Source organism: Janthinobacterium sp. C22, assembly GCF_057919405.1.
Genome location: NZ_CP193659.1, coordinates 2,728,994 through 2,745,070 on the forward strand (window position 1 = coordinate 2,728,994; position 16,077 = coordinate 2,745,070).

Consider the following 16,077-nt stretch of genomic DNA (forward strand, 5'->3'; position numbering starts at 1 on the left):
GAAGTTCTACTATACGTCTGGGGTGAGCATGAAACAGTATCAAAAGATATTCATTCGCCCGCCATTTTTTATCTTGGCAGTTTTCCTATGTATACCTTTATTCTCCTGCAAAATGCCAAACGACAAAGTCTTGCCGCGCAACCAAAGTTTGCCGCTCTTCAATCCGCATGTTCCTGACTTCATTTGCGAAGTGGAGGCAAGCAAGGTGCCGCCCATTGATGCGCAAGCCGAGGACTGGTTTTTCGAAGCGCGCGCCTTGGAAGATCCTGAAATTTTCGTGGAAGACCGCGATTACAAAAAAATCGTTGCTCTGACGCATCAGGCTGCAGAGCGATTGCACTGGAAGGCGATGCTCAATCTGGCCAGCCTGTATGTGGAAGGGCGCGATCCTTTATATGGTGAGGAAGAGGCTGTGCAACTGGTGGAAAAGGCAATGCGGCTGGGCATACCTGCCGCCTATGACCGGATGGGAACGTATTATGCGAATGGCACCGGCGTTGACGGCGACATCACTCGCGCTTATGCCTTCTGGCAAAAGGCTGCTGTCATGGGCAATCCTCAGGCGATGGCATTTTTAGGAGAGAAATTAAGAGCGGGAACAGACGGTGCTATTCCTGGATATTGGGCCAATATTCCCGTAGCGATAAAAATGATGGCATGTGCGCTTTCTCAGGGATACGGGCCTGCTGCGTTTAACCTGCACTATTTGTATGCAATACCAAGAGCTGCAAATGGCGATGAAATTGGCGATCGAACTCCTGCAACCAAACAGCGTGCTCTAAATGTGTTGCATGAGGGAGTCAAGTTTGGCTGCGCTGAGTGCGCGAGCGCATTGGCAATTGAATTTGGTTCACCTTTTGATCTTGCCGATATGCTGGCGCCCTATGTGGACAAGGCTCGCGGCGAACGTTATGCGGTACTTAATCGTGAACTGGGATTCAATCCCAATGCGCGCTTTCCTAATCTGGACAAGGTCTTGCCGCTCCCGCCCGCCGATCTGCCGCCTTGGAATGGCGACAGGGATACCTTGCTGCATGCCGCCAAGGGCGTCCGCCTACCACCAGCCACCCCGCCGCCAAGCGCCGCCTCGCTGTTGCAAAAACCATATTTCCTGGCCGCCGACTATGCGCTGCGTCCCACCGGCTTGCTCAGCGACGCGCCGAATGCGCCGTTTTCCGCATACTGGCAACCCGCCGGTGGGCAGGGTTTGACGGAGCCGGCCCGGCTGTTCGGTGAAGACGAAGCGTTCCGCCATTTCAGCACGCTCGATGCCGCTGGAAAGAGCCGTTACGGCCCCGTGACGTGGGAACAGTGCCTGACGATGCGGCACAACCATGGCGCCGTGGAACCGCGCGCGGCGCGCGGTTTGCTGCGCGAGGTGGCGCGGCCCGAGCCTTTGTTGAACTGCGCTTGCGACCAGGTCTGTCCGGTCAGCGGCGTCTGGCAACCGTGGGTGGCGGCAGACCATCCGCTGCAGGCCATCGTCAACCAGTACTGGCGGCAGGCGTGGCTGAACCAGGGCGCGCCGTTCCCGCGACCGCGCCGCGACTGGCAGCTGGACTTGCCAGATGGCGACGTGACGTGGCATTTGATGGATGCGTCCCTTCCTGCTCTTGGATAAGGCAATGGATCGCAATCAATCCAGCATGGCTGCCATGAGAGGACGCTTCGCGTCGCTTATTGTCTTGTGCTGCCTGCTGGCCTGCAAAATGCCTAACGACAAAGTCCTGCCACGCAACCAAAGCCTGCCGCTTTTCAATCCGCATGTTCCCGACTTCATTTGCGAAACCGAGGCGAGCAAGGTACCGCCCATTGATGCGCAAGCCGAGGACTGGTTCCTCGAAGCGCGCGCCATGGAAGATCCCGAAATTGCCGTGGAAGACCGCGATTACAAAAAAATCGTTGATCTGACGCGTCAAGCGGCAGAGCGGTTGCACTGGAAGGCGATGCTCAATCTGGCCAGCCTGTATGTGGAAGGACGCGATCCTCTATATGGTGAGGAAGAAGCGGTGCAACTGGTGGAAAAGGCGATGCGGCTCGGCATACCGGCCGCCTATGACAGGATGGGGACGTATTTTGCGAATAGCACCGGAGTCAACGGCGACATCACTCGTGCTTATGCCTTTTGGCAAAAGGCTGCGCAGATGGGTAACCCGCAAGCGCTGGGTTTTTTAGGAGAAAAACTCACTGCGGGGAAGGATTATCCAGGTGCTGAAATGTGGGGGAACATTCCTGTGGCAATCAAGATGATGGAATGCGCGCTGGGGCAGGGATATGGCCCATCCGCATATGATTTATCTTATTTATATGTTGTAGTAAGAACGCCTGACGGCACGTCTGATGGGGAAAGAACAACTGAAACCAAAGAACGTGCGTTGCAAGTATTACATACCGGAGTAAGGCTGGGCTGCGAGAAATGCGCAAACAAACTCAAGATTGAATTCGGAGATCCATTTGATCTCGCAAATATGCTGGTTCCGTATATTGATAAGGCGCGAGCGGAACGTTACGGCGTACTTAGTCGTGCCCTCGGCTTCAACCCCAATCGCCGTTTTCCCAACCTCGATAAAGTCCTGCCATTGCCACCGGCTGATCTGCCGCCTTGGGATGGTCAACGAAAGAGCCTGCTCGACGCCGCCATGGGTGTCCGCCCGCCGCCAGCCACCCCGCAGCCAAGCGCCGCCTCGCTGTTGCAAAAACCATATTTCCTGGCCGCCAACTATGCGCTGCGTCGCGCCGGTTTGCCGTCCCGGCATGGCCCCGCACTGTTCACGCGCCACGGCCTGCCGCATTGCCTGCGCCACGTATAATTCCGCGCACTATCCACCGCTATTCTTTTTCGACAGGTTCCCATGCCCCAGACTCCCGATTTGCCGCCGGATTGGCACGCGTTTGAAACAGCCTACGACGTCGAGGCAACCTGGTTCAGGCTGGCCAGCGCATCGCTGGCGCTGCTGGGCGCGTCCGCTTTCAAGGATCAGGCATTTTCAGCCTTTGCCTTCAACGCCGTATCGTTCCCGTCCATTTCGCTGAGCTTTGATACCGATCCCGGTAACAGGGCGCGCGATTACTATCCTCCTGACTGGTCGAACGAGTGCATGGAAGCCGACGTGCCGGAAATCGGGCAATTGTGGGAGGAGGGGCATGCAGGGATCGAAGGCGCGCTGAGCGAGCTGATCGACGCCGCCGATGACGAGCTGCTCTGCGCCATCGAGGAAGGCTATCTGCACAGCCTCAGGAAAACCATGGTGCGGCTGGAAACGAGCCATGCCTTCGAGCAGATCAAGACGTGCGCGCCGTTCTGGACCGTGGTCACGCAAATCGATGCCGATACGGATGAAGAGGAGCGCCTGCTCGAACAGGTGCGCCGAGACCTTCTGGCGTGAACGTTATATCAGGGCTTGCCAGGCCTTCACTTCCCCGTCCGTGAGCGCCGGCCCCCAGCCGCCGCGCAGCGCCGCATCGTGCTGCGCATAGTGCCCAAACTGCGGTAGCGCCACGTCATGCCGGACGCAGATGGCAAAGACGGCTTCCAGCTGGCGCCTGCTTGCCGCAAGGTCATCGCCATGCCAGGTGCAGGCGCTCGTTTCCAGCACATGCTGCACCAGTGCTTCCAGCGTGCCCAGCAGGTGCCCGGGCAGTGCCGCGCGCACGTCTTCCGGCCAGGGATCGCCCATGCCCGTCACCGCCAGGGATGCAAAGCCCCGTTCCCAGGCTGCAAACCCTCCAGGCGCGAGTTGCGCCACTTTCCACACGTGAGCGGCGAACGCGGCCAGGGCGGGATGATCCATATCAAAGCGCCGGCAAAAACGTTGCAGGCACGTGACGGCAATGCATTGCCTGGCGATCACGGAGAGTGTGTCGATTGAAATATCCTGCATAAATCAACAATGTATCAAGTAGGGGGACTCATCTTGCGATGTCTGTTCATCTGTACAGCCATCACTGTTTTTCATCGGCCTGCCGCAGCGCCTCCACCGGCAACTGGAAGAAGCGCGGCACCATGGCCGGCGACAGCGCGTCGCCGCCGTCCGCCATGGCCAGGCGGCCGCTCAACAGCAGCATCACGTAGCCGTGGCCCAGCGACCAGCCGGCGCTGGCGGCGGCCTTGTCCCAGCGCGGGTCGAGGCCAGCTTCGCGCACGGCCGCGCCCGCCGTCTGCAGCACGTACTGGAAGCACGCCTGCGCCGCTTCCTGCAGGGCGGGGAACTGGCGCACGTCCTGGTGTTCGAACATCAGCCGGTAGTGGGCGGGCGCGGCCAGGGCGAATTCGATGTATTGCTGGCCCAGCAATTGAAAGCGCTGTTCGGCGGCCAGGCTGCCCGGCGGCGGCAGCTGCGTTTCCCATTTCTGTATCAGGCTGGCGAAGCCGGCCGCCGCCACCTCGGCCAGCAGGGCTTCCTTGCTGGGGAAGTGGCGGTACACGGCGGCGGCCGAGACGCCCACCGTGCGCGCCAGTTCGCGCAGCGACAGGGCGGCGTCGTGCTGCTGCGCCAGTTGCGCGATGACGGTGGCGACCAGGGTGTCGCGCAAGTTGCCGTGATGATAGGTGCTCGTTGTTGTCATTCTATGTTATCGCTGTTCACATTGTCGTGTATGATGGGCATGTTATCACTGAAAACATGGAGAGCACATGCATGAGATGAACATTGCCGTCCGCACCGTGGACTTGCCGCCCGGCGCCAGCATCGCCCCCTTGTATCCCGGCAGCAACCTGGCCGATGCGTACGCCGTCGACTTGCCGACGGCGCAGGCGCGCCAGATGGACATGCAGAGCCTGGCGCGCCAGCTGTTGGGCAGGCAGCCGGGCTGGGCGCGCAAGCTGATGGTGCTGCGCGACGCCATCGTGGCGCGTTTCGGCATCCGGACGGCAAAACAGATGGAAGCGCGGCCCGGCAAGCGCATCGGCATCTTCCGCATCTATGCCGTCAGCGACGACGAGATCATCCTGGGCGAGGACGACAGCCACCTGGACTTCCGTCTGTCCGTGCTGCGCAACCGCGACGCTGGCCGCCATGGCAGCGTGACCGTCTCCAGCGTCGTGCATTGCCACAACTGGGTGGGACGCGCCTACATCCTGCTGATCCGCCCGTTTCACAAGCTGATCGTGCGGCATTCGCTGGCGCGCGCGGCCAGGGCAGGCTTCGCCTGAGGCGGGGAGGGGGCGGACGGCAAGGGCAATCTTGCTTATTCATGGCCGGTATTGCATACTGCACCACCAGCCTCATCACGATTCCCATGAACGATACGCTTCTCCTGCTGGGTTTTGCCACCACGCCGCTTGAACTGATTTCCTTTGTCCTGGCATTGACAACCGTTGCGCTGAACATCCGCCAGAATCACTGGGCGTGGCTGTTCGCCATCATTTCCTCGGCCGCCTATGGTTTCGTGTTTTTCGAGTCGCGCCTGTATGGCGACATGGCCCTGCAGCTGTTGTTCATCAGCGTCTCATTCTGGGGCTGGTACCAGTGGCTGCATCCGGCCAGCGGCGGCAAGACCCTGCCCGTCACGCGCCTCGATGGCCGCGGCTGGCTGGCCTGCGCCGCGGGCTGGCTGGTGGGTTTCCTGCTCATCGCCTGGCTGCTGACGACGACGGACACGGACGTGCCCCATGCGGATGGTTTCCTCACGGCAGGCAGCCTGGTAGGACAATTCCTGTTGTCGCGCAAGAAGCTGGAAAACTGGATCGCCTGGATCATCGTCGACGTGCTGTATGTGTGGCTGTATGTGCACAAGGGCCTGACCCTGACGGCCGTGCTGTACGCCTTCTTCGTGGTGATGGCCGTTATCGGCTTGCTGGCGTGGAAGAAGTCGGCGCCCGCCGCGCCCGGCGCGATGGTCCTCAAGTGACGGGCCGCTGCGTGCGCGTGGCCATTCTGGGCGCGGAATCGTCGGGCAAGTCGACCCTGGCGGCGGCCCTGGCCGAGCGCTACGGCACCGTCTGGGTGCCCGAGTATTTACGTGAGTTCGTCGCCACGCAGGGCAGGGTGCCTGTGGCGGAAGACCAGTATGGGATTGCGCGTACGCAAGTTGAACGCGAAGACGCGGCCGCCGCGCAAGCCCGTCACTTCCTGTTCTGCGACACGACGCCCTTGATGACGCTGGTCTACAGCCGCCATTATTTCAATGGCGCCGATGCGCAACTGGCGGCGCTGGCCGCCGGCCATCAATACCACGCGACCATCGTGACTGCCCCCGACAGCCCCTGGACGCCAGACGGTTTGCAGCGCGAATCGGAAGCCGTGCGCCAGCTGATCTACCGCTATCTGCTCGACGAGCTGGACGCGCGCGGCATCGCCTACCTGCTGGTCAACGGTCCACTCGCGCAGCGCTTGAAGCAGGTTGACGGCTGGATGGCGGGGGCTGCGGCAGTCCTGCAGCGTTAAGGCCTGCCAATATGCTGGTGCAGGAATGCTTCCAGTTTCCGATACATCGCGGTGGCGTTGCGCGTCTTGTAAAAGCCATGCCCCTCGTCTTCCACCATCATCCATTCGGGCGCGTTATTGGCGGCAATCAGCGCCTTGCGCATCAGCTCGGCCTGCACGGGCGGCGTGGTCTCATCCTTGTCGCCATGGATGAGCAACACCGGCACCTTGATCCGCTGCGCTTGCTGGCTCGGTGAAATGGCATCGAGTTCGCGTGTATCCTCGCCCAGATAGTCCTGGAACTCGCGCCGCACATACTTGAGGCGGCGCGTCATGGGGGCGTCCTGCAGCAGCTTCAGTTCATACGCGCCGGCATAGCCAATCGCGCATTTGAAGGCGCCAGGCGCACGGACAGGCAGCATCATGGCCACATACGCGCCGAAGCTGGCGCCATACGAACAGACGCGACTGGCATCGACTTCACCCTGCGCCAGTACGGCCGCGAGGCCGTCGAGGATGTCATCCTGGATCAGCGTACCCCATTGGCGATAGCCGGCGCGCCGGAACCGCTGGCCGCGACCATCGGAGCCACGGTAATTTACCTGCAGCACCGCATAGCCGCGGCTGGCAAGGAATTGGGCGTCGCTATCGAAATACCAGGTGTCGGCGATGCCGTGCGGGCCGCCATGGGGCATCACCACCAGAGGCAGCTTGACGCCGGGAGCATGCTTCGGCATGGTCAGGTAGCCATGCAGGTCCAGTCCGTCACGTGCCTTGAAGGCAATCGGCCGGCGCGGGGCCATCTGTTCCGGATCGATGTCGGCCATGGTCGCATACAGCAGGTCGGCCTTGTTGCTGGCTTTGTGATACAGGTAATAGCTGCCCGGATCGCGGTCGTTGGAAACGGCAAACAGCAAGGTGGCGCCATCGTCCGTGAAATTGATGAACTGGACATGATCGTCCGGAAACGAGGCGCTCAATTGCTGGTGCAGTCTGGCGCTATCGCTGGCAGGATCGACGTACACGGTGCGTGGCCTGCCGATGTCGATGACGACGGCAAATGGCGTGTCGTCGGGCGCCAGCATGGCAGTTCTGACGTCGCCGACGGCATCCTGCGCCAGGACAGTTTGTTTGCCGCTGGCAAGTTCTTGACGTATCAGCGAATACGGGCCGTTATCGTTGTTCTGAAAGGCGAAAAACGCGCTGTCGTCCGGCGTGAACTGGAATGGAATGAAATTCCTGCCTTTTTGCATCGTATGCAGACGCCATTCGCTGCTGGCATCGTCATAGCGATACAAGATGGGAGTGAGCTCGTCGTTCCAGCCATAGGCAAAACGTGGCACCTGATTATTCTGCAAGATGTAACTCAGCCGCGGCGCAGCAATATTGGCGATCAGCTTGCGCACGCCCTGTTTGCTGTCCACGTCATACAGCATCGAGCGGTCGCGATCCCAGTCCTGGGCGGACAGAAAGACATGGCCCGTGCGCGGCCGGGGAATGGTATTGATATAGGCGTAGCCATAATCATCCTGATACTGTCCGCGGCTTGATGAGCGAAACATTTCATAGCCATACAAATATTCCTGCTTGTTGCCGTCGAGGTCAAAGGCGAGGATTTCTCCCGTCGACATGGGCTTTTCGAGGGAGCCTTGTTCCTCGCCCTTGCGCATGACGAGGCGCCGGTTGTTCAGCCAGAAGTAGCTCATCGGCACTTCAAAGATACGCAGGCGCAGCGTGCCGACCAGTTGCATCTCGGGCAGGCTGTAGATCCCGATGGTGGGAACCATGCGTTCACCCTGGGGAACTTGCACCGTCACGGCCAAATGCTTGCCATCTGGCGAAAGCCGCAGCTTACTGACGGCATCGCGCTTGGTGAAGTGTTCGATGGGGATGAGTCGCTCTGCCGACCAGGCAGCGCTGGCAGCCAAAGTCGGGAACAGGACGGCGACGAGTAAGGGCAAGGCGCGTGGCAATGTAGGCATCGGCAAGGGTGGGTAGTTGCAAATAATGATATTTATTGTAGCAATAAAATCAATTCCTATTAGGAAATATTTCCAGCTTCCTCGCCATCCTCGCCGTCGTCCCCGTGCCAGGTCTCTTGCGCCCTGGATCAATCTTTACAGGAATTAAAAATCGAACTGCGCCGACACCTTGAAGGTGCGGCTGGCGCCCGGGTACAGGTAGCCGTCGGACTCCGGCGTCACATCGCGCCAGTAGAACTTGTCGGCTACGTTGTTGACGGCGGCGCGCAGCACGGCGCGCGTGCCGGCGATGCGCGTGGCGTAAGCGGCGCCCAGGTTGAACACGTGGTACGACGGCACGAAGGTCGTGTTGTTGTACTCAAACGCTTTCTTGCCCGCATATTCCCAGCTGCCATTCACGCTCAGGCCCGCCACCTGTTGCACGGCATAGTCCGCATGCACGGCCGCCTTGAAGGCGGGCACGTTGGGCACGCGCTTGCCGTCGAGGTCCGCATTGCCCGTGCCTGACTGCTGGCTGTTCAGGGCCGTCACGGAAGCGCCCAGGCTCAGGTTGGACGATGCCTTGCCCTGGGCCGACAATTCCAGGCCCCGGTGCTGGGCCTGGCCTTCGCGCACGAAGTAGCCGGCCGTATTCTGGAATTCCAGGCCCTTGCGGATCTGGAACAGGCTGGCCGCCAGCATGAAGTCCGGCGTCACATCCATCTTGGCGCCCAATTCGATCTGCTTCGAGCGGCTCGGCGACAGCTCTTCGTTGGCATTCATCGCCTTGCGGTCGGCCGTGCCGCCATGTTCCATGCCCTGCGAATAGGCCGCATACACGGACACATTGTCGAGCGGAGTGTAGACGAGCGAGACGTTCGGCAGCAGGAAGTCATGCTTGGCGCGGATTTCCGTGTCGGCCTTCAGCACGTACTGGTAGCCGTCGACATTGATATGGCGCAAGCCGCCATGCAGTTTCCAGTTCGGCGCCAGGCTGACGATATCCTGCACGAAGACGGAGTTTTCCGTATCCTTGCGCACCAGGCGCACGGGACCCGTGACGCCGGGCGACGTGCCGACGATCTGCGGCTGGTAGATGTTGCTCACGCCCACCCAGTCGTACACGTACAGGCCGGCGCGGTCCTTGCGGCGGAAGGTCGAGACGCCGGCCGTGAAGTCATGGCGCAGGGAGCCGGTGGCGAACTTGCCCTGGATCATGGCTTGCGCGCTCAGCGGTTTTTTCGTCTCGCCCAGGCTGCGGTAGTCATACACGTCGTAATCGCCATTGCCGCAGAAGCCGGGGTACAGGTCCTGTCCGCTGCAGCCGTACGGGAAGGCCGTGTAGTCGTCGCGCTTGAACGAGTGCTGGTTTGCCGACAGGGTGGCGTGCCAGTCGTCATTGAAGGCGTACTGGAAGCGCAGGCCGATATTGCTGGTGACGGTTTCCACGGGGCGCGTCCACGGCTGCAGGTTGAGCATGGCGTCGGCGCTGATGCCGGTCGGTAAGGTTTTATTGTTCAGCAGCTGGAAGCCGGGCGCCGTGGCCTGCGCCTTGTCCTGGTAGTCGGCGTCCAGTTGCAGCAGGGCTTGCGGCGAAATCTGCCAGTCGAAGGCGCCGGAAATGAATTTGCGGTTGCCGTCCGCGCCCTTGATGTAGGAGCGCAGGCGTTCGGCCGCCACATTGACCCGGTAGCCGAAGCGCGTGTCTTCCAGGCGTCCGCCCAGGTCGACGGCGCCGTACAAGGTGCCCCGTTCGCGCGTTTCCACGGTCACCGTGCGCAGCGGCGCGGCGGTGGGGCGCTTGACGATGAAGTCGATCACGCCGCCCGGCGCGGCCACGCCCGCCTGCAAGCCGGCCAGGCCTTTCAGCACTTCGATGCGTTCCTTGTTTTCCAGCGGAATTTGCGTGTCGCCAGGAATGGCCACGCCATCCTTGCGGTAGCTGGAATTGTTGTCGAGCTTGAAGCCGCGGATCGTAAACTGTTCCGCATAACCGACGGCGTTGTAGGCATCGTTGATGCTGGCGTCGAGCTTGACGGCATCGCTGAGATTGCGGATTTGCAAGTCCTGCATGTCTTTTTGCGAAATGACGGTGACGGACGCGGGCGTCTGCAGCAGCGGCGCGTCGGAAAAGCCACCCACGGAGGCGCGCTTGGCGGCCGGCGCCTTGCTGGCCGTGACGACGACTTCGGCCATGCTTTGCGCCTGCGGGTCGGCGGCTTCGGTGGTGTCATTCGCGGCGAAGGCAGGCGCGGCAAACGCGTGCAGGATGGCCAGTGTCAGGACGGAAACAGATAAATTCGGTGTGGACATAGATTGCTCGTGGTTCAAGCCGGCTCTGGGAAAGAGCACGGCAGGCTGCTTGTTCGGCTGGCGCCAACGCAGGAGCTATCAAAGGAGGGAGGTACTTTGCGCTTTCCTTCGCTGGCATTATCCAGATCAGGTACGAAGGGTATCTCTCACCCGGATGACTGCTCCAGGACCCCTAGCGAACTGACAGCTTAGCATGAAGCACGGCCGGCTGTCCCCCTGGCCGACCGTTTTACAACAGTGTGGCGCGAATCTATAAACTGAGTTCCAGCACCTTGCGGCTGACGGCCGGCGTCACTTCGCGCTGTTCGCCCAGCGCCGTCATGCCATGCGCTTCCAGGGCGGACACGACGGCGTCCACGCTGGCATGGTTCAGGCCGTAATCGGCCAGGCGCGTCTTGACGCCCATGTGGCGGAAGAAAAATTCCGTGCGCGCGATGGCCGCCTCGATGCGGCCATCCTCGTCGCCGCCATCGAGGCCCCACACGCGGGCCGCGTATTGCAGCAGCTTGGCGCGCTTGGCCTGTTTGCGCACGCGCAGCATGCTGGGCAGGATGATGGCCAGGGTTTGTGCATGATCGAGCTCGTACAAGGCCGTCAATTCGTGGCCGATGGCATGCGTGGACCAGTCCTGCGGCACGCCCACGCCGATCAGGCCGTTCAAGGCCAGGGTGGCGCTCCACATCACGTTGGCGCGCACGTCGTAGTCGTCCGGGTGCGACAGGGCTTTCGGGCCTTCCTCGATCAGGGTCAATAAAATGCCTTCGGCGAAGCGGTCCTGCACGGACGCGTTCACGGGATAGGTCAGGTACTGCTCCATCACATGCGCAAACGCATCGACGACGCCATTGCCCACCTGGCGCAGCGGCAAGGTGAACGTCTTCGACGGATCCAGCACGGAAAATTTCGGATACACCTTGCGGCTCATGAACGAGCGCTTTTCCTGCGTGGCCTTGCGCGTGATCACGGCCGAGCCGTTCATTTCGGAACCCGTGGCCGGCAAGGTGAGCACCGTGCCGAAGGGCAGGGCGGCCTCGACGATCTTGCCGCCCTTCGCCAGGATGTCCCACGCTACGCCCTCGTGCAGGGCGGCGGCGGCGATGAACTTGGTGCCGTCGACCACGGAGCCGCCGCCGACGGCCAGCAGGAAATCGATGCGCTCGCTTTTCACCATGGCCACGGCCTGCATCAGGGTTTCATAGCTGGGATTGGGTTCGATGCCGGCAAATTCCAGCACCGTGTGGCCGGCCAGCGCCGCCCTGACTTCATCGTAGACGCCGTTCTGCTTGATGCTGCCGCCGCCGTAGGTCATCAGGACCCGCGCCTGCGGCGGGATCAGGCCGGCGATGGCGGCGATCTGGCCCTGGCCGAAGAGGATTTGCGTCGGATTGTAAAAGTCGAAATTGAACATGGGGCTCCCGCTGCCGAGGTGTAGGCTGTTGCTGAGCCATGATTATGGCCGAACGGGTGAAATCGTGTCGTGGACGCTTGAGCTTTTCGCCCGCGCGGTGGAGAATGCAGCCGATGTCACCACCACGCGAAAAGGAATGCGCATGACCACCGTCCCACTGGAAGAATCCGGCTTGCCGGCCACCGCGCTCGACATGCACCGCGCCATCGGCGCCGCCATCGCCGCGCTGCAGGCGCTGGACTTGAACAGCCAGCGCTTCGAGGCGTGCACCGACCCCGAACTGCGCCGCGTGCTGGCCCACGCGGGCGACACCAGCCGCAAGGAAGCGGCCATGCTGCTCGAATGGATGCGCCGCCGCGACGCGCGCCTCGATACGGCCATGAAGGAGGCGCTGTTCAAGGCGGGCCCGATTGTTGCCCAGTATCACTATGACGAGAAAATATTGTAACTATCGGTTTGTTGTTGTGGCGTACCATGCGCCACATGGCCTTTGCTTCGCGTAGACTGTGCCCCGAACACGATTTTGGGGGAGTCTGCAGAAATGAAATCATTACCATACCGAGAAGGCAGCTGGTTTGCCGTGCCTTTGCCGGGCGGCGGTTATGCCGTCGGCGTGGTGGCGCGTACGGCGCCTGCCGGGCGCATCATGCTGGCGTATATGTTCGGACCACGACGCGATGTCTTGCCGACACTCGATGAACTGGAAGGCTTGCGGCCGGAACAGGCCGTGCGCCGCCTGCGCACGGGCGACATGGCCCTGCTCAACGAGCGCTGGCCCCTGCTGGGCGACAGCCGCCACTGGAACCGCGACGACTGGCCCATGCCGGCGTTTATCCGCCGCAATGAATCCTTGCAGCGCGCCTGGCGCGCCAGCTATGCGGACGCCGATCCGGCCAAGCTGGACCGCGAGGAATCGATCCCCTTCGACACGCCGGGCATGGAAAGCGATTCCCTGTATGGCTACGGGGCGACGGAATTGTTGATGAGCAAATTGCTGGTGCAGGAGCAGGCGTCGGCCTGATGGCAGTCGGGCGGCGTTGGCGTTGGATTAGCATGGCGATGCCGTGCTAATCCAACCTAAATAAATCACACCGCCGGCAAACTGATCTGAAACGCCAGTAGGTGCCGGAGCCTGCATCGGGCGGCGTAGGTCGGATTAGCGAGGCCTTGCCTCGCGTAATCCGGCCACATTGTTGGCCAAGGCCGCTGGTGGTGTCGGCTTACGCGCTTTGCGCTAAGCCGACCTACACCGACCAGCGCCGCTTATGCCGCCGGCAAGCTGATCTGAAACGCCAGGCCGCCGCCTTCGCGGTTGCGCACCTGTAATTCGGCGCCGTGGCGCAGCAGCACGCGGTCGACGATGGCCAGGCCCAGGCCTGCGCCGTTGGCCTGCCCGCGCGCCGTGTCGAGGCGGGTGAACGGCTTCATCAGCTGCTCGATCTTTTCCGCCGGCACGCCCGTGCCGTGGTCCTGTACTTCGATGATGACCTTTTTCGCGCCGTGGCTGGTGCGCACGTGGCAGGCGATGTCGATTTCCGTCACGTCGCTGCCCGGCGTCTTGCCATAGCGGCGCGCATTCTCGATCAGGTTGTTCAGCACGCGGCGCAAGTCGGTGGGGTTGCCCATCGCATGCGCGCCGTCGGCGATGCTGGCGTTGAGCTTCACGTCCGGCAGGCGCATCGCTTCGCGCGTCATGTCGTGGAGCAAACCGCTCAGATCGACGTCGGTAAAGCTCGACGCTTCCGTCGGCTTGGCGTAATCGAGGAACTGGCCGATGATGGCGTCCATCTGCCCGATATCGGACTGGATGCCTTCGCGCGCCTCGTCCGACAGGTTGGCCATTTCCACTTCCAGCTGCATGCGCGCCAGCGGCGTGCGCAAGTCGTGCGAAATGCCGGCCAAAATCACGGCGCGGTCCGATTCCACCTGTTTGAGATCATCGACCATCTGGTTGAAGCTGCGGTTCGCCTCGATGATTTCGATCGGGCCCTTTTCCGGCAGCGGCGCCGGCTGCTTGCCCTTGGCGATGTCGCGCGCGGCCGCCGTCAGGCGCGACAGCGGCAGATTGATCAGGCTGGAAATGATGGCCGCGCCCAGCAGGGACAGCAGCGATACCAGGCTGGCCCAGCCCAGCCACTGGAAGCCCGTGAGGCCGCGCAGGCGCTCGCGGTCCAGCATCAGCCAGTATTCGTCGTCGTCGATCTTGAAGCTGACCCAGAAGCCCGCCACGCCGTTGACGCGCGCGGAAAAGCGCGTGTCCTTGCCCAGCTTGGCCTTTACCAGCGCCTCGATCTCGGGCATCAGGTAATTGTCGGGCGGCGGCTCGATGCGGTCGTCCTCTTCCAGCGAGAAGATGCGGATGCCTTCGTTGCTGACGAGGTCGAACAGCAGCTCGCGGCGCAGCTCGGGCGCCGAGTGCGTCAGGGCCGCATGCGTGATGGTGACGACGGAAATGATCTGGGCGGAAATCTGCTGCGCCTGCGGTTCGCGCTGGATGACGGAAATCATGCCGATCCAGGTGATCATGCTGACCGTGGTCAAGGTGCCGAGCAGCAAAAAGGTGCGCCAGAACAGGCCGCTTTTCAGCCGCGCCAGGCTGATATCGGGAACAAGCTTCATCATGCCTCGCCAGCGATCAGCGCGGCTGTCCGTCCGGGATGAAGACGTAGCCAAGGCCCCACACGGTCTGGATGAACAGCGGGCTCGACGGATCGGGTTCGATCAGTTTACGCAGGCGCGAAATCTGCACGTCCAGGCTGCGGTCGAACACTTCGTATTCGCGTCCGCGCGCCAGTTCCATCAGTTTCTCGCGCGACAGCGGCTGGCGCGCATGGCGGGCAAACACTTTCAGCACGGAAAATTCGCCCGTGGTCAGCGGCACCGTTTCGCCATTCTTTTTCAAGGTGCGCGTACCCAGGTCCAGCACGAAGTCGCCGAATTCGAAGGTTTGCGGCGTTTCCGACGGCGCGCCCGGGATTTCATCGGGACCCTTGCGGCGCAGCACGGCACCGATGCGGGCCACCAGCTCGCGCGGGTTGAACGGCTTCGGCAGGTAATCGTCGGCACCCATTTCCAGGCCCACGATGCGGTCCACGTCCTCGCCCTTGGCCGTCAGCATGATGATCGGCGTCTGGTCGCCCGCGCCGCGCAGGCGGCGGCAGATCGACAGGCCGTCTTCGCCGGGCAGCATCAGGTCGAGCACCAGCAGGTCGTAGCGTTCGCGCAGCCACAGCTTGTTCATGGCCGTCGCGCTCTCTGCCGTGAAGACATTGAAACCCTGTTCGGTCAGGTAGCGCCGCAGCAGGTCGCGCAGGCGCACATCGTCATCGACCACCATGATCTTTGCCTGGTGGCCGTGGATCGATTGCGTTGTTGTATTGCTGCCGGTAGTGGAGGTTGTGGTCATTTAGGGTGTCGTGTTATCTTATATTAGTTGCTATAGTAACGCCTCGCGCGGCGTCGGCAAGGGGCTGTGGCGACCCATTACAAAGTGTTACAAACTTTACCCAATTACTCTTACTGCACCGTGTAAAGCATCATACACTGGGGCCACAGTGGAAATCAGCTTTAAGTTTATACGGCATTGCGGAAGAGGAACTCAATGAATATCTTTACTAAAAAATTCACGCCGCTCCCAGCGCAGCTATCGCCGCACGTACGACTGTGCTGTCCGCATTTGCCGTTTGTTCCGTGTTGGCCGCCAGCCTGGCGCTGGCGCAAAACCAGCCGCCGCCACGCCGTGACGACCAGCAGCAAATGCAGGCCCAGCGGTACGAACAGGTACAGCGCAGCAATAGCAATGATACGCGACTGCGCGAACAGCGTGACGCACGCAGTTTCGACACGCGCGCCGAAGAGCAGCGCCGTGCCAACGAAGGCGCCGACGCTTCGCGCCGCACGGGCCGCATGACGCCCGACGAGCGCCGCGACCTGCGCCGCCAGATCAACGAAGTGGGCCAGGACATCTATTCGAATCCGCCGCGCCGCTAGGCATCGCACACCTCATCCGACAGGGCCATCTCGCAAGACA

General features: G+C 61.6%; 16 protein-coding genes and 1 riboswitch. Of the genes, 9 read left to right on the forward strand and 7 right to left on the reverse strand.

Annotated elements, in window-relative coordinates; translation table 11 throughout:
• Positions 1 to 28: 28 nt before the first annotated feature.
• The 3 genes from ACRHIG_RS12620 to ACRHIG_RS12630 are packed head-to-tail and all read left to right on the forward strand — an operon-like array spanning position 29 to position 3,386.
• A complete protein-coding gene (locus ACRHIG_RS12620; RefSeq protein WP_489630351.1) occupies positions 29 to 1,621 on the forward strand; it encodes a tetratricopeptide repeat protein in 1,593 nt (530 codons plus the stop codon).
• Positions 1,622 to 1,625: 4 nt separating this feature from the next.
• Entirely contained in the window at positions 1,626 to 2,810 is a 1,185-nt protein-coding gene (locus ACRHIG_RS12625; RefSeq protein WP_489630352.1) for a tetratricopeptide repeat protein, read from the forward strand.
• 42 nt (positions 2,811 to 2,852) lie between these two features.
• Complete coding sequence (locus ACRHIG_RS12630; protein ID WP_489630353.1) at positions 2,853 to 3,386, forward strand: hypothetical protein; 534 nt, start codon at positions 2,853 to 2,855, stop codon at positions 3,384 to 3,386.
• A 3-nt stretch (positions 3,387 to 3,389) separates the two neighbouring features.
• On the opposite strand, the gene ACRHIG_RS12635 is transcribed toward ACRHIG_RS12630, so the two are convergent.
• Together ACRHIG_RS12635 and ACRHIG_RS12640 are read right to left on the reverse strand one after the other, a co-directional pair.
• A complete protein-coding gene (locus ACRHIG_RS12635; RefSeq protein ID WP_489630354.1) occupies positions 3,390 to 3,791 on the reverse strand; it encodes a hypothetical protein in 402 nt (133 codons plus the stop codon).
• A gap of 151 nt (positions 3,792 to 3,942) precedes the next feature.
• Positions 3,943 to 4,566, reverse strand: a complete 624-nt coding sequence (locus tag ACRHIG_RS12640; RefSeq protein WP_489630355.1) for a TetR/AcrR family transcriptional regulator — start codon at positions 4,564 to 4,566, stop codon at positions 3,943 to 3,945.
• A 67-nt stretch (positions 4,567 to 4,633) separates the two neighbouring features.
• Here ACRHIG_RS12640 and ACRHIG_RS12645 point away from each other — a divergent pair, with 67 nt between their 5' ends.
• From ACRHIG_RS12645 to ACRHIG_RS12655, 3 genes are all read left to right on the forward strand, one after another.
• On the forward strand, positions 4,634 to 5,152 hold the full coding sequence (locus ACRHIG_RS12645; protein WP_489630356.1) for a DUF2867 domain-containing protein: 519 nt from the start codon (positions 4,634 to 4,636) through the stop codon (positions 5,150 to 5,152).
• Between the two features lie 86 nt (positions 5,153 to 5,238).
• Positions 5,239 to 5,850, forward strand: coding sequence for a nicotinamide riboside transporter PnuC (gene pnuC / locus ACRHIG_RS12650; RefSeq protein WP_489630357.1), 612 nt, complete (start codon positions 5,239 to 5,241; stop codon positions 5,848 to 5,850).
• On the forward strand, positions 5,847 to 6,386 hold the full coding sequence (locus tag ACRHIG_RS12655; RefSeq protein WP_489630358.1) for an AAA family ATPase: 540 nt from the start codon (positions 5,847 to 5,849) through the stop codon (positions 6,384 to 6,386). The genes pnuC and ACRHIG_RS12655 overlap by 4 nt, the downstream gene beginning before the upstream one ends.
• On the opposite strand, the gene ACRHIG_RS12660 is transcribed toward ACRHIG_RS12655, so the two are convergent.
• The 3 genes from ACRHIG_RS12660 to ACRHIG_RS12670 form a co-directional block, all read right to left on the reverse strand.
• A complete protein-coding gene (locus ACRHIG_RS12660) occupies positions 6,383 to 8,479 on the reverse strand; it encodes an alpha/beta hydrolase family protein (RefSeq protein ID WP_489630359.1) in 2,097 nt (698 codons plus the stop codon). The genes ACRHIG_RS12655 and ACRHIG_RS12660 overlap by 4 nt on opposite strands.
• 12 nt (positions 8,480 to 8,491) lie before the next feature.
• Positions 8,492 to 10,639 (reverse strand): TonB-dependent siderophore receptor, encoded by a 2,148-nt coding sequence (locus ACRHIG_RS12665; protein ID WP_489630360.1) that lies wholly within the window; start codon positions 10,637 to 10,639, stop codon positions 8,492 to 8,494.
• An 86-nt stretch (positions 10,640 to 10,725) separates the two neighbouring features.
• A riboswitch (TPP riboswitch) is annotated at positions 10,726 to 10,823 on the reverse strand.
• A 66-nt stretch (positions 10,824 to 10,889) separates the two neighbouring features.
• Positions 10,890 to 12,047, reverse strand: a complete 1,158-nt coding sequence (locus ACRHIG_RS12670; protein ID WP_070288711.1) for an iron-containing alcohol dehydrogenase — start codon at positions 12,045 to 12,047, stop codon at positions 10,890 to 10,892.
• A gap of 142 nt (positions 12,048 to 12,189) precedes the next feature.
• Here ACRHIG_RS12670 and ACRHIG_RS12675 point away from each other — a divergent pair, with 142 nt between their 5' ends.
• Entirely contained in the window at positions 12,190 to 12,495 is a 306-nt protein-coding gene (locus tag ACRHIG_RS12675; RefSeq protein ID WP_070288812.1) for a ferritin family protein, read from the forward strand.
• A 93-nt stretch (positions 12,496 to 12,588) separates the two neighbouring features.
• A complete protein-coding gene (locus ACRHIG_RS12680) occupies positions 12,589 to 13,068 on the forward strand; it encodes an Imm26 family immunity protein (protein ID WP_489630361.1) in 480 nt (159 codons plus the stop codon).
• Between the two features lie 242 nt (positions 13,069 to 13,310).
• Here ACRHIG_RS12680 and ACRHIG_RS12685 read toward each other — a convergent pair whose 3' ends face one another.
• Both ACRHIG_RS12685 and ompR read right to left on the reverse strand, forming a co-directional pair.
• Positions 13,311 to 14,669 carry a sensor histidine kinase gene (locus ACRHIG_RS12685; protein WP_475415240.1) on the reverse strand — a complete coding sequence of 453 codons (1,359 nt, stop codon included), beginning with the start codon at positions 14,667 to 14,669 and terminating at the stop codon, positions 13,311 to 13,313.
• Positions 14,670 to 14,682: 13 nt separating this feature from the next.
• Positions 14,683 to 15,384 (reverse strand): osmolarity response regulator transcription factor OmpR, encoded by a 702-nt coding sequence (gene ompR / locus ACRHIG_RS12690; RefSeq protein ID WP_223278807.1) that lies wholly within the window; start codon positions 15,382 to 15,384, stop codon positions 14,683 to 14,685.
• 326 nt (positions 15,385 to 15,710) lie between these two features.
• Between ompR and ACRHIG_RS12695 the strand changes: the two genes are divergently transcribed.
• The gene (locus tag ACRHIG_RS12695; RefSeq protein WP_489630362.1) at positions 15,711 to 16,037 is read left to right on the forward strand and encodes a hypothetical protein; all 327 of its coding nucleotides are present in this window, start codon (positions 15,711 to 15,713) and stop codon (positions 16,035 to 16,037) included.
• Positions 16,038 to 16,077 lie beyond the last annotated feature (40 nt).

Excerpts from the sequence above, each read along its gene's own strand:
- ACRHIG_RS12620 (WP_489630351.1), top strand. The coding sequence starts at position 29 with ATGAAACAGTATCAAAAGATATTCATTCGCCCGCCATTTTTTATCTTG.
- ACRHIG_RS12625 (WP_489630352.1), top strand. The coding sequence starts at position 1,626 with ATGGATCGCAATCAATCCAGCATGGCTGCCATGAGAGGACGCTTCGCG.
- ACRHIG_RS12630 (WP_489630353.1), top strand. The coding sequence starts at position 2,853 with ATGCCCCAGACTCCCGATTTGCCGCCGGATTGGCACGCGTTTGAAACA.
- ACRHIG_RS12635 (WP_489630354.1), bottom strand. The coding sequence starts at position 3,791 with ATGGATCATCCCGCCCTGGCCGCGTTCGCCGCTCACGTGTGGAAAGTG.
- ACRHIG_RS12640 (WP_489630355.1), bottom strand. The coding sequence starts at position 4,566 with ATGACAACAACGAGCACCTATCATCACGGCAACTTGCGCGACACCCTG.
- ACRHIG_RS12645 (WP_489630356.1), top strand. The coding sequence starts at position 4,634 with ATGCATGAGATGAACATTGCCGTCCGCACCGTGGACTTGCCGCCCGGC.
- pnuC (WP_489630357.1), top strand. The coding sequence starts at position 5,239 with ATGAACGATACGCTTCTCCTGCTGGGTTTTGCCACCACGCCGCTTGAA.
- ACRHIG_RS12665 (WP_489630360.1), bottom strand. The coding sequence starts at position 10,639 with ATGTCCACACCGAATTTATCTGTTTCCGTCCTGACACTGGCCATCCTG.
- ACRHIG_RS12670 (WP_070288711.1), bottom strand. The coding sequence starts at position 12,047 with ATGTTCAATTTCGACTTTTACAATCCGACGCAAATCCTCTTCGGCCAG.
- ACRHIG_RS12675 (WP_070288812.1), top strand. The coding sequence starts at position 12,190 with ATGACCACCGTCCCACTGGAAGAATCCGGCTTGCCGGCCACCGCGCTC.
- ACRHIG_RS12680 (WP_489630361.1), top strand. The coding sequence starts at position 12,589 with ATGAAATCATTACCATACCGAGAAGGCAGCTGGTTTGCCGTGCCTTTG.
- ACRHIG_RS12685 (WP_475415240.1), bottom strand. The coding sequence starts at position 14,669 with ATGATGAAGCTTGTTCCCGATATCAGCCTGGCGCGGCTGAAAAGCGGC.
- ompR (WP_223278807.1), bottom strand. The coding sequence starts at position 15,384 with ATGGTGGTCGATGACGATGTGCGCCTGCGCGACCTGCTGCGGCGCTAC.